Annotated in this window: 9 protein-coding genes; 1 reads left to right on the top strand and 8 read right to left on the bottom strand. The window is 63.9% G+C overall.

The genetic code is table 11. The annotated features are described in order from the left end of the window. Position 1: 1 nt before the first annotated feature. Positions 2–1,363 (top strand): SUMF1/EgtB/PvdO family nonheme iron enzyme, encoded by a 1,362-nt coding sequence (locus C6I20_RS17085; RefSeq protein WP_162891199.1) that lies wholly within the window; start codon positions 2–4, stop codon positions 1,361–1,363. 71 nt (positions 1,364–1,434) lie between these two features. Here the strand turns inward: C6I20_RS17085 and C6I20_RS07730 are convergent, their stop codons facing one another. The 8 genes from C6I20_RS07730 to C6I20_RS07695 all read right to left on the bottom strand — a co-directional run bounded on the left by C6I20_RS07730 (position 1,435) and on the right by C6I20_RS07695 (position 12,467). Continuing rightward, positions 1,435–2,529 carry a M23 family metallopeptidase gene (locus tag C6I20_RS07730; protein ID WP_118395427.1) on the bottom strand — a complete coding sequence of 365 codons (1,095 nt, stop codon included), beginning with the start codon at positions 2,527–2,529 and terminating at the stop codon, positions 1,435–1,437. A 12-nt stretch (positions 2,530–2,541) separates the two neighbouring features. Beyond that, on the bottom strand, positions 2,542–3,228 hold the full coding sequence (locus C6I20_RS07725) for a hypothetical protein (protein WP_162891198.1): 687 nt from the start codon (positions 3,226–3,228) through the stop codon (positions 2,542–2,544). A 14-nt stretch (positions 3,229–3,242) separates the two neighbouring features. Then, on the bottom strand, positions 3,243–4,247 hold the full coding sequence (locus C6I20_RS07720; protein ID WP_118395425.1) for a ParB N-terminal domain-containing protein: 1,005 nt from the start codon (positions 4,245–4,247) through the stop codon (positions 3,243–3,245). Then, the gene (locus tag C6I20_RS07715; RefSeq protein ID WP_118395424.1) at positions 4,240–5,085 is read right to left on the bottom strand and encodes a hypothetical protein; all 846 of its coding nucleotides are present in this window, start codon (positions 5,083–5,085) and stop codon (positions 4,240–4,242) included. Before C6I20_RS07715 ends, C6I20_RS07720 begins: the two co-directional genes overlap by 8 nt. Before the next feature lie 409 nt (positions 5,086–5,494). Continuing rightward, positions 5,495–6,421 (bottom strand): bifunctional DNA primase/polymerase, encoded by a 927-nt coding sequence (locus tag C6I20_RS07710; RefSeq protein ID WP_118395423.1) that lies wholly within the window; start codon positions 6,419–6,421, stop codon positions 5,495–5,497. Between the two features lie 124 nt (positions 6,422–6,545). Next, the gene (locus tag C6I20_RS07705) at positions 6,546–8,273 is read right to left on the bottom strand and encodes a GTPase (RefSeq protein WP_118395422.1); all 1,728 of its coding nucleotides are present in this window, start codon (positions 8,271–8,273) and stop codon (positions 6,546–6,548) included. Further along, a complete protein-coding gene (locus C6I20_RS07700; protein ID WP_162891196.1) occupies positions 8,270–10,402 on the bottom strand; it encodes a GTPase in 2,133 nt (710 codons plus the stop codon). Before C6I20_RS07700 ends, C6I20_RS07705 begins: the two co-directional genes overlap by 4 nt. 82 nt (positions 10,403–10,484) lie before the next feature. Continuing rightward, positions 10,485–12,467, bottom strand: a complete 1,983-nt coding sequence (locus tag C6I20_RS07695; protein ID WP_118395420.1) for a bacterial transcriptional activator domain-containing protein — start codon at positions 12,465–12,467, stop codon at positions 10,485–10,487. Between the last annotated feature and the right edge of the window lie 19 nt (positions 12,468–12,486).

Raw genomic sequence — 12,486 nt, 5'->3', positions numbered from 1 at the left:
TGTGACTCGGGCAGCTCTATGCATTGGCGTCGGGAGCTACAACGGCTCCCTGCCCGACCTGGCCTATGCCGCGGCAGACGCGAAAGCCGTGTTCGAGATTCTCACCGACGGCAACTACGGCGCGTGTGATCCAGAAGTGTCGCGGCTGCTGATAGATCCGGATAGGTCAGCCCTCGAGACTACGGTCGAGTCTCTCGTACGCAGATTGCAACTTGGAGACACCGTCCTGTTCTTCTACGCCGGCCACGCGCTCGCCTCGACGGGCGGTGAGTTGCTCTTGGCACCTGTCGGCTACGATCACCGACTTCCGCTATCGACGGCCATCCCGATGAGCTTCGTCGACAGCGTGCTCGACGAGAACGACGTGGCGTCTGCTGCTCTCCTCCTCGACTGTTGCTACTCGGGAATCGCGTCGAGTTCGAGAAGGCGTTCGGCTCGTTCACCAGACTTGTTACTTGAGGCATTGTCCGGACGTGGTCGGGTCGTGATCTCGGCTACCAGCAAGGATCAGGAGAGCAGGGAATTCGAAGCGCTGGGTCACGGCGTTTTCACCGCCGGACTACTGGACGGCATCCGCACCGGCGAGGCAGACGTCGATGCAGACGGAGTGATTGGGCATTCGGAGTTGTTCCGCCACATCTACACGTTCGTCAGCAGCCGTGCAGATCAGGAACCGACGATGTGGGGCTCGGACCTGTCCGGGGAGTTGTTCATAAGCAAGAACCCCCGCAAAGAGTTCTCGGAGATCACGTGGGACGGTGACCAGCGTAAGATGCGCCGTGTCCCGACGGGCCAGGCTTTGCTCGGTGCCGAGGTTCCTGAGGTGACAGACGTCGGCGGCTACTTCATTGACACCTACCCAGTCACAGTCGCCGACTTTCAGGTGTTCTGCAATGCGACCGGGCATCCAGAGCCACCGCAACCTGATGGCGACGATGCGGCCCAACGCCCGGTCACACATGTGACGCATGCGGACGCCGAAGCATATGCATCGTGGGCGGGGAAACGCTTACCAACCGAGATTGAATGGGAGCGCGCCGCTCGGGGTGATGACGGCCGTGACTTCCCGTGGGGCAATGCACCCACGCCAGCCAAGTGCAACTGCAGAGAGAGCGGCATTGGCGAGACCAGCGCTGTTGCGAGGTACCGAAGCGGGGTGAGCCCATTCGGCGTCTTCGATATGGCAGGCAACGTTTGGGAGTGGTGCTCGGCTGACCCCGAAGCCCGACGAGCCCCACTTCGGGGGGGCTCCTTCAACAGCCCTTTTGCTACGTGCGCCCCAGGCCACGCGAACGACGCATCGAAAACCATGTTGGACGACGACACCGGCTTTCGGTGCGCTGCAGACATCGCTACCGCCTAGCAGGAGCGCGGACCTACGAATCCACGGCTACATCTAAGGCAAAATGCGTACGTTAGATGTAAGTTCCGACTTTATGAGATCACAGTGAAGTGCAGGTGGTCGAAGTGCCCTCCGGTGACATCAGTGGGGTCGTACATGCCGCCGCCGTCGTATGCGCGCCACCCTTCGGCCGATCTGGCAACGGACCAGATCTTCCCTTGCCAGATGAGGTATTGGACGCCGAGTGTCTTCGCGTTGGTCTTCATCCAGTTGGTGACCTTCCAACCCAGGTCGAGGGCAGGGCCGGTGGCTCTGGTGCCGATGGAGTTGCCGAACGTTCCGTCGCACGCCCGGCCGAGTGAGTGTTCGGACGGCTGGCCCGGCCGAGGGGAGTGACAGGACCACGACGTGCTGGGGAATTGTTGACGGACCTGCGCGAGCACTGCCGCGGTCCGTTCGGTGATCTTCCCGTCGGTGGTGGGATCGTCGACCATGCCGTTGGGGTTCGTCCCGTCGTACGGCGTCGCATCACCTTCGGGGCCGCAACTACTGGTCTTGCTTGGTGATCCCTTTGCCAGGTCGACGGCTCCTTGCGCTGCGAGCCATGGCGCGGGATCGACGGGTGCCCCGCTCGCGCTGCCGAGGCGCAGCTCGAAGTGCAAGTGGGGCCCGGTGGCGTAACCGGTGGCGCCGACCGAAGCAATCTGCTGCCCAGCACTGACGCGGTCGCCAACCTTGACCATGACGCTCGCCGCCGTCATGTGGGCGTAGCCCGTGGCCACGCGCTGACCCGCGACGGTGTGCTCGATCAGGATCAGATTCCCGTACCCGGCCGATGGGCCTGCTGCCGCGACCTGCCCGTCAGCCGCGGCCAGGATCGGTGTCCCGGAGGGGGCGGCGAAGTCGGTACCGCTGTGCAGCTTGTAGATGCCGGTGATGGGGTGGCGCCGCATCCCGAACTCGCTGGTCTCGAGCCACGTCCCCTTGGGGAGAGGGAACACGACGCGCGCGGACTCACCGACTGCCGGCGTGTTCGCAGCGTTGAGAACGGGGAACATGAAGTTCACCGATGTTGACGGCAGGCACGATGCTTCCGCAGAGGGATTCAGAATGGCCGCCAGCGACAGCAGGACCGCGGCCGGGCCAAGGAATAGCATGACGAGTCCACCGATGAGGACTTTCGACATCACGGGGCTCACCTACTCCAGTGGCTCGTCGAGCAGCGACAGCCGCAGGAGGCGGCACGCGTCGTACGTCGGTGCGCAGATGATGAAGACGGTGAACGTCACGTCGTGGCGGCTGCTGACTGGCTTGTCGTCCCAGATTCCGTCGCGGTGACGGACGGCGGTGATCGTGTACGCCGTGGTGCCTGGAGCGAGCGTTGCGCTGCCCTGTTCGAGCGCGGTCGCCCACTTGGCGGGTACCTCGACAGACTCGACTCCGATCCATTGGCGGGTTTCGTACTCCCGCAGATCGATCCAGGTGGTCTCCGGCGGCAGGTAGGCATCGACGTCGCTGATCAACCCCGGTGTTTCCTCACCCGTGGGGTCGGCGATGGTCGCGATGCGTTCGACGTACGCCGCCCGTGGAGCCAGCGCGTTGGTGTCCCAGTCGAAGATCGCGTGCGCGACGAGGTCCGCGAACTCAACTGGATCCGCAACCGAGGGGAGTTTGGGGAGGGTTCCGTCGTCCGGTTCCGCCGGCGGACCGACCGGCATCTGCGGCGCGGTGGCCGTCGTGGGGTCGGCCGGTGGGGGAGCAGCAGCCTGGTTGCGAGTGAGCAGGACGTAGGTGATCGCCGCGGCCAGCAGCACCACGGCGGTGGCGGCTGCCACGATCAGGCGGCGGCGACGCAACTCCGGGTCGTAGGAGGAGGAACCGAACATGGCCAGCCGCCCCTTCACGCGCTCGCCATGGCGTCGCACGGGCGGTGCTCGCGTGCGGCTCGCGCAGCATCGACGAACTCCACCGAGGCAGTGAAGGTCTGTTCGAAGGCCGACCACTGAGCGTCGGTCAGTTCCTGTCCAACCTCGACCGGGTCGTAACGGCCAGCCCAGCCCTCCAAGTCTTCCCACATGAGAACGAAGGAGTGAACTGAACGCCGCGCGGCTTCGGCTGCAGCTTCACGCTTGCGCCGATTCGCAGCAATGCGGGAGGCGCGATCGGCCCTCGCCTGGGCCAGGGCTTTGGCCGCGAGTTCCTCCAACTCTTCGGCCGTGTCGTCGTCGGGCTCATGCTCCTCGGCGACTTTCAGCGCAGCTCGCACTCGTTGGAAACTTGGGTCGACCGCTCCGCCTTCGCGGATCCGCTCGAGTTCCTCTTCGGCAATCTTGCGCACGTCAGCGGGTACGGCGCCATCGGCAGCAATGGCCTCGATCGTGCAGATCTGCTCAAGTCGCGTGTGTGAAGCCGAGTTGCTGATCAGTTGCGCTGCTTGATTGCGTGACTTTCCTGGGGCACCGTGCGGTGGTGCCGAATCGGCACCACCGTCGCCTTCTTCCCCGTCGACGGCACCGAACCGCGTCGCGCGTTGGCGTCGCAGGGCGTCCTCGGTCAAGAGGTCCTTCAACTCTCGGTAGAGTTTCGCGGCATCGAGCGGCGAGAGTGGTCGGTGCAGGGTGTTCTCGTCCTGCTCGGCCAGCAACTTCGTCAACGGGTCAGAGATCCCGGTGCGCACCCACACCCGCAGGGTGGGCCACCCGAGTTCCTTCACGGCCTTCAAGCGGCGGTGTCCGCAGATCAGGACCCCGTCCGGTGTGATCGTGACCGGCTGGAGGAGACCGAGCCGGTCGATAGAGCGCATCAGCGGCGCGAGATCGCGCTCAGGATCGGTGCGGTGGCGTACGCCGACGGTGATGGAGTTGACGCGTCGTTCCAGCTCGATGTGTCCGGTCGCTTCAGACATGGGATGCCCCCTCGTGCCTTGGAGCAGTGGCTTCGAAGACGTCCGCGAAACACACCAGGGAGCTGAGCTCGGCCGGCAGATATCCCATCATCAGGAGCTGGAGGAGTCCCCGGCCTTCACGGGTGCGTTCAAGAACCGGGTCATCGATGCCCAGCAGCGCCTGCAACACCCCGACCCAGGCCGGATGCGATAAGTCCAATAGCGCCTCGGCATGGTGATCGCGCGTCAGACGCGCGTATGCCGTCTGGCGGTATCCAGAGCGGATCACCTGTCCGCACACGTACTCGATGCACCAATGCGCGGACGCCTCCGGCCAGCCGTTGTCGACCATGATGTGGGCGGCCTGTTCGGCGGCCACCCACGCGTTCGTCGGTTCCTCGATGACCGAGGGCGCCGGTGCGTCGTCCCAATCGTGAAGTTCCTGCTCGGCAGGTACATGGAACGCGGGGTGGTAGTCGGCCAGGCCTTGGTCGTGGTCACAGAATCGTTCCGCGTCGTGGTGTGCGGAGATCTCAGTACGACGTGCCTGATGGTTCGAGCACAGCAGACCTTGGGCGCGGGCGTCGTAGATCAAGGTGACTTGCACGGCTCGGGTCACCACCGCCCACGGGTCGATGGCGGTACGAACCGCTCGGGTGCGCATTGCCTCGAACGCTGCGACCGCGGCGTCCTCGGGCGGCAGATCGTACTTGCGCGCCAGCCCGGCGTACTTCGCTGTCACGAACCGCATCAGCTCTTCGGCATCCGGGTCGTGCTGCCACGTCCCAGCGGGGGAGTACTGCAACCGCACGAGCAGCAGCCGCAGTCCCTGAGGCGTCGTGAACGCCGGCGCCTTCACAGGCCTAGCCCTTCAGGTGCGGCCGCTTGCGGCCGAGCGATCGACGAACGCGTCGTACGCCGTGACGCACGGACGATTGCCGCCGGAGCCCGCCGGGCCCGATCCGAAAGCGCGGTCTGTAGATCAATCCCACGACCGGCGGCCGAGGAACTGAACCTCATCCCAAGCTCGGTGGGCCGGACCCACGCGACACCCCGAGACGAAGCGGCGGACGCCTCGACCGGGATGGCCTGCTGAGACGGGTCCCGTCGCACCGCAAGAGGCGACACGTCCTGCTCCGGAGCCTCCGGAGGCGCGGCGTCAGGCATGCGGTCGAGTTGGCGTTCGTAAGGGTCGTGGCCGTTCATGGGATTACCTCGTTTGAAGAAGTCGAAAGGAAAGCGGGACAAGTGCTGGGTGCGTGGCATCGTCATAGGCGAACCCCCTCAACCGCCTGCGTAGGGCGCGGGCATCGACTCCCCGTGGAGTCGGTGCCGAGGCGAGTGGCGATGCGATAGGCGGACTGGATGGTCGTCAGCGACTCGCGGTCGGACAGACCAGCTGATTGCGCGGCACCGCCGAGCACATTGGCGGTGACGTCGAAGCGTTCCCCGGCCTCTGCCATTCGGCACGATGCCCAGAACAGGCCATGGTTGCGCTCACCTTCCGACAGGGACGCGACCCACGCTGCGAGCCGATCCGGACGCGCCCCGACCACAGGGAGGTCCGCGGGCAGACGGGATGGAGGTTTGGGTTCGAGGAACCGGCGCAGTGCGCCAGCGTCAACAGAGTCGGGCTGATGTGTGGCGATGTCGACGACTTCGTACCGGCCGACCGTGTCGTCAGCCTGGCTCACCCGAGACGGAGGCAGCACGACGTAACCGCCGTCGCCGCGGAAGTCGACGTGCCGGGTGGGCACCTGCCAAGAAGGCTGGCTCACATCATCGGCGTGCAGGAAGCAGAGGTGGAGCCCGGACGAGGGCGTCGTCACCATCCATGCGGGATCACCGAGCAAGCCCGAGGAGCGTGCGCTGCGGATCGCGTCGTAGCCGTTGCCTTCGGCGTGAATATCAACGTCCACGACGTCGATCCCCGACGCGATGCCGGTGGGCATCGCCACGTTCGCGTCCGGCCAGCGGCTCCACCAGCCGGCGATCTGGTCGGGGTCGACCGACGCGTCGTGGAACCCGTGGGTGGTGAGAGGGCGCTTTTCCAGGGCCACGCAGGGGAATACCGGAACGCCGGCTGCAGCGAGGCACTCGGCGGCCTCTCGCGGCTGGGACGCCTCACGAAGTTGGGCGACCAGCGTGGGCGACCACCGTGGGGTCGGTGTCCTGGGCTCTGACGAGTCGGTCATACATCCGATGCTGCTCAGCACCCGTATCCGACTACGCACCCCCTACTTGCCAGTAAGGGTGGGGGTACGCCCCCTTCCTGCGATGTTTCCGCAGGTCAACGGGCGTACCCCATTTGGCAGAGTTTCAGAGTTCGGGTGCTTGCTTCGCCAGGTATTCCAATGACGCTTCGGCTCGCTGCTGGACAGATTCCAGCTGTGCGCGGAGCTCAGAGCGCGTCACACGTGCCCCCCGGACTACTCTTGCCATTGCGTCAATCTGCTCAAACTCGGGTTTGAACATGCTGTTCAGATCGGCTCCGATCGCGTCCAGTCCATCACGGATAATCCCGTCGGCTTGAGCCAAAACTTCCTGGGTGATTGTGCGGCGACGGTCTGCTCGCGCTTGTTCTGCCTTCACAGCCGCACGTTCGTCGGCGAGGACGCCGTAGGCCTCCAGCCCTACGGCAACGACAGCTCCACCTACCTTCGCGACCCTGCCGATCGTATTCGCGGTCTTCACGGCTTCCCACGGCTTGAATTTCTTGTTGAATGCGTGCCCGACCTTCAGAACGATCTGGTGACCGTTGCTGCCCGCTGCGGCCTTTATCCCGTCGCCAGCGCCCCAGAGTTTGCTGAACTTCTTGACGTGCTTGGTGAGATCGCCCGCCCACTGAGGCGGTGCCGGGAGTGGGCCACCAATCGGCGTGACCGTGACACTGGGACCGTCAAAAGTTGGTGCATCCACATCGCCGAGCTGAACCGCGACACGTCCGTATGGGGACGCCTCGATCTGCAGAACTTCCGATGCCAGGTCCTCAAACTGAACTTCGAGAACCTGGCGCACCGCGGTCTCGAAGCGATCCAACGAGGAACTGAGGTCGCCGTTCAGTGCGGACATCTCGGTGGCCAGTACGGCATCCGGTTCATGACTGTCTTGTTCGGTTCGTTCGATACTGTCGGCGAACCGTGCGGCAGCTCGCACCGCGTCACCGCGGAAGTCAGCTGCCCGGGCTGCTAGGAGGTCGTCCAGGTGGATGCGCTTCTTGGACAGCGCTGCCCTCTGCCGGGCTAGAACCTGCAGTGCAGCTTGCTCATGGGGATCATCGGTGAGAGTCGCCGACGCAGCAAGAGCGATGGCGAGAATATGCTGCAACGGTTGGCTCAACCTGGCCTGCATCCCTTGTTCGCTGGCGAACTGGTCGATGAGGGCGGCCACGTTCTCCATGCCGGAGGCCTCGATGAATGCCACGGAGTCATCCCGGTGGGAGTCTGCAAGGTCCAGTCCGTCGAGATAGTACTGAGCGTCGCACTCCACCCACGGAACCTGCTCGAAAGGTCCGAGCGCCTTTTCGATCGCGTCCTCCCTCTTGCCGGGAGCTGGAGGTGGCATGGTTCCGGTCTTGGTGATCACGATGAGTGTCTGGTGGGCTTTGTCGAGCCGTCCTAAGACATCCCTGAGGTGTGCGACCAACACGTCGTCGAAGAGCTCGACGGGAACCGCGAACAGAACCAGATCTGCAGACTGGAGCGCCTGTTCCGCGCGCTCGTCGTGGTGCGGGCGGCCTGCATGGACACCGGGCGTATCTACGAGCGTGACGTCACCGTCCCAGTCGTATTCGGCTACGTCGTTCGTCGTAACACCCGAACCGATCGCCACCTTGAACACCCGGTTCGTAAGCGCCTCGATCAGTGTTGACTTGCCGCTGCTATGCAGGCCCGTGAAAACCAACAATGGACTTTCATGGGGCTCAGTAGAGAGCCGCTCAAGCAGAGGCCGTGCGACGGCAGGGTCGTGGTCACCGAGGACGGCGCGTAGTTCGTCTCCCAGTTCTCGTGCCGATGCTGACATCTCTTTGAACAAGTTGGCTGTCATGTGTTGGTGGCCTTTCCTGGCGACACAATTCGGATGTCCTTGCGGGTGTGGGCACTCAAAGTCTCAGCCCATGTCACTGTGATCGCGTCGGGGACAGCAGCTTCGATATGGATCGTGGCCGACTCTGCGTTCGCTTGTCCGAGAGTGGCAGGAGCATCAACGAGACCGAGAGCGTACGTCAGCGCACTTACCGCTTCGCCGCCTTGCGCCGGCGTTTTTCCCGCGGCGAGCGGTTCCCCGATGTCTGGTGGGAAGAGCCACGCCTCCCAGAAGGAGGGGTCGCTGAACTCGGCAAGCACGGTAACGCCGGGCACTCGGGTCGCCCGGTTGACTGAACGTGCGAGCCGCTCTCGCCCGTCAAGGCGCAACAGCGCCGCGGTTGTCTCTCTGTCGAGTTCGCCGATCAGGTGCCGAAAGGTTTCGGAGGTCTGCTCCCAGCGTCGAGCCAGTCGTTGGAGGGACATGGATCGGTCATCGCTTCGCACTCGTTCGGCCGCTAAATGCTTCTGGATTTCGTCTAGTTGAGCAGAAACGCGGGAATCGTACTCCAGCGATATCTGGTCGAGCAGGGGCCCGACCTGTTCCGCCACCTCGCTGCTTCGCTTGCGTAAGACTCCGTCCTTGCCAAGGATGATGCGGTCAGACAGATTCTTGATCGGGCCTAGGGAGATCCCAACAACGCCGCCCACGATCGCGCCGACCGTGGCTGTGACGATGGCGCCGGGGCCAGTCTCCAATCCGAGAACCCCGCCGATCTTGGCACCAAGGATGGCGCCTCCCCAGAGCCCTGCTGCGCTGCCTCCGACTCCAACCCCTGCTCGTAGGAGCCGGTTGCCCCAAATCGCGTTGAAGCCGGAGAGATCGCGTAGCTCGAACTGGTCAGGTGAGACGGCTGCCCACTCGGACTCGGTGTCTGCGAGTGTCGTGTCAACGTCCGTCGTCAACCCCGACAGTCGCAGTCCCAACGCTGTTTTTAGGTCCTCCTGTAACGAGGTCAGCTCCTTCTGCCACTCCGACTGGAGCGACGTTCCGAAGTCGGTGAGGTTCAGGTGCCAATCGCGTCGTTTGCCCACCGTGGCTTGGATGTCTGACCGCATCGCCTCGCCGCTCAAGCGCACGGTTCTCGCCAGACGCGTGTGCAGATCTGCGGTCTGGTTGAGATCTCGTTCAGCCTGTGCGAGAAGGCTTATCGAACCCGTGCGAAGCGCCGTGGCCAGTTCCTCGCCACTTTGACGTGGGCCGTCGACAATTCGAATCGCTCGCCGGTTCTCACTGTTGACTGCTTGCTCACGGAGCAGGGAAGCGACGAGGGCTTCAATTCGACTTGCCTGGTGTAGCTCAGCATCGAGTGCACCGCGTGCCAGGGCTTTAGTGGCCGCTAGGGCATGAACGTGGACGACATCCTGCGGCGCTACTCCCACTTCTGCCATGTGCCGCTTGATTTCCTCAACGAGGCCGTCACGGTTTCCGAATACGCGGTCGGGAAACCTGAGCAAGTTAAGCCTGCCGACACCTTCGAGCGACTGGCGACAGTTGAGGGCAACGATGATTGGCTTGCCAACCGCTCCGAGTAGCCGGAGCGCCCCGGCTGATTCTTCCTGGATCGAATCGCTGCTGTTGACCCAGATGATCAGGTCTGCCTCCAGAGCGGCTCGTAATGCTATCTGCGTGTCGTCGGTCCCACCGTGGGCCCCAACTCCGGGCGTGTCCACAATCTCGATGCGGTCCGAGGCGGTGGTTGCAGCGCTGAACACATCGCGCGAGAACCGCTGTCCGCCGTCGCCAATGCGATTGACGTGGGCTCCGGTCAACGCGGCGAGCAGTGAAGACTTACCCGCCATTGTTCGGCCCATGAGGACTACACGCATCGGCGACCGAAGATCTTCGGCGCTCATGGACCGCCTATCAGTTGGGCCTGCAGTGCGCTGAAGGAACTTGGTGTCGACCTCCTCAAGTTCTGCTGCGGCACCGAGTGCATCGATGCGGAGGTCAGTGGTGAGGGAATCGAACTTCGCGATGACGTCGAGCAGCCCGGCCCACGGGTCCGTCACCGTCGGCTCGCTACCGAAAAATGCGGGTAGAGCAGCCGGCAGCCACGGACGACGGGGCGGCTTAACGCGTTCAGACACGCCACAATCTTGTCGTAAGGCCCCGACAGTTGGAGACGAACCGCATCAAGACGGCGGAAGTTTCCGCGAAGACGGTCACGGCTCATCGGTGGGTTCGCTGCTCCTTCGCGATTCGAGTGAGGCGGTTGGCTGTATGCGATGGGAGGTCGATTGGTCCCATGTGGTCATCCGACCGGTTGTGGACCGCGTCCATGAGGAATTCTCGTGCTGCCTCTTCGTGGCCCTGAGCAACGAGAACTGCGGCGAGGTCGACGCGTGCGATTTCGTCGTACGGCGCGGCGGTTCGGGCGATCTCGACGGCTCTGAAGGCCCGGTCGAGGTCGTCGTCGGCGAGTGCTGCGGTGACGACGTCGTGGGCTATATCGACGATGGCGCAGGCGAGGATCTCGTCGTCTCGGGAGTCGGCGTCAAGGAGCCAACTCCACCCGTTCTCTCGAAGGTCTGAGAAGGGCGCGCCCTTCACGAGTCGCAGGGCGGTGTCGAAGTCGTCTTGCCCTTGTTCGCCGCGGGTCTGCCCACGGGCGCGCAGCCGTCGGAAAAGGTCTGCGTCGACGAGTACGTCGTCGACTTGGTAAGTCCAGACTCCCGACTCGCTGGCCGCTCGCGACTGTGCAGCAGGAGGAAGGTGCGGGTGCCCTGTGCGCTCATTGAACCCGAGCCACTTGCGGACGATGACGATGTCGTTGCGGACCCGCTCCTTGCGAATCGAGAAGGCTTCGATGATCTGCTTGGTTGTGACGCCCTCGGGGTGGAGTGAGAGGTACGCGAGCAACTCGACGTAATGCGGCTTGCGGCGTGAGACGGCTGCAGGGTTGCCATGTGCCTGAGCACGGACAGGGCCGAGAAGATGAAGCCGCGGGAGGCGGCAGTCGTCGTCAAACCATGCCTTCAGGTCCGCATCTAGCTGGGGATCCAAGGGTTCAGGTGCGGCCTCGTCTTGTGATGTCTCGCTGAGGTCGGGCTCGCCGACGCCCGCGGCGGCATCCGCAGGCGTTGCGGACGGTGGGTTTTCGGTAGCCACGGTGGTGCAGGGGGCTGACAAGGCATCGGCGTACGCCATCGTCAGGGCACCTGAACGGTCTGTCGCCGCACGCCACGCGGGCTCCGACGCATGGTTGCGCGGAACTGGAACGGTCACGGCATCTCTGGTGGCCGACACGAGTGCAGCAGTGGCGGTGGCTTCCTCAGCCGTGAGTCCTGCAGGCAAGAGATCCAGGTCGAGGGTAGGGATCTGCAGCCGGCCGTCGTCAGTGAGACTGAAGACGACGTCGCGCTCATGCTCGCGGCCGCCGGCGATGACGAGAGCGGCTCCCACGCAGTCGTGATGGTTAGCGATGGACAGCGCGAATTCGCCCGTGTCCATCGCTGAGATCGTGATGACTGCGTGGAAGGTCTCGGGTTCGCGGTCACCAAGTTGTGCCAGTTCCTCGGTTAGTTGATTAAGGAAGACGGTCTCGTCGCTGGTGTGGTGGTGAAGCCGCACGGGGTCGAGGTCGGCCAGTTCTTCAGCGATTCCGATTGTGTCGATGTCTGCCAGCACAGACCAAGGGCTGAGGGTCAGCTCAGCGGTGATCGATCGAGCGAGGGCGTTCGCAGCCCTGTCGTCACCGGTGAGTCTCACGCAGCCAAGCTCTTCAAGGTTGGCCAGAAGGAGGTGCCCAGACCAGGTCTGCCCGACTGCGCAGAGCAGCGGAAAGGGAGCTGATCTATCGGAATCGGGGAGACGCTGTTCGATGGTGAACGACCATGACTTGTCGTCCTCCGTCCAGCCGGGTGGAGCCGGCACATCTTCGGCGAGGTGGAGGGTCACTTGGTCGTTTGCCATTTCGACGGTCTGGATCCGGGGCAGTGGTTGTCCGGTCAATTCCAAGCCTTCGGCGAGATGGCGCAGTAGCTGATCGAGATCTTCGAGTCGTGGCACCGTGACAGCCTCTGCATGGCGTGCGGACTTCTCGACGTCGACCAACTCAGCTGGCGATGCTTCGAGGACTTCGCCGGGGTACCGGTAGCGCAGTTGTCGGCGTCGATGTCCCCGCAGGACGAGGAACAGGGAGCCTGCCAGCACGGATCCAGCGCCGGCGAGC

Origin of the sequence: Aeromicrobium sp. A1-2, from assembly GCF_003443875.1 — a bacterium.
Taxonomy (GTDB): Bacteria; Actinomycetota; Actinomycetes; order Propionibacteriales; family Nocardioidaceae; genus Aeromicrobium.
Note: the sequence above shows the minus strand (reverse complement) of the source record. Positions and strands in the feature narration are given on the sequence as shown.

Excerpts from the sequence above, each read along its gene's own strand:
- C6I20_RS07730 (WP_118395427.1), bottom strand. The coding sequence starts at position 2,529 with ATGTCGAAAGTCCTCATCGGTGGACTCGTCATGCTATTCCTTGGCCCG.
- C6I20_RS07710 (WP_118395423.1), bottom strand. The coding sequence starts at position 6,421 with ATGACCGACTCGTCAGAGCCCAGGACACCGACCCCACGGTGGTCGCCC.
- C6I20_RS07705 (WP_118395422.1), bottom strand. The coding sequence starts at position 8,273 with ATGACAGCCAACTTGTTCAAAGAGATGTCAGCATCGGCACGAGAACTG.
- C6I20_RS07720 (WP_118395425.1), bottom strand. The coding sequence starts at position 4,247 with ATGTCTGAAGCGACCGGACACATCGAGCTGGAACGACGCGTCAACTCC.
- C6I20_RS07725 (WP_162891198.1), bottom strand. The coding sequence starts at position 3,228 with ATGTTCGGTTCCTCCTCCTACGACCCGGAGTTGCGTCGCCGCCGCCTG.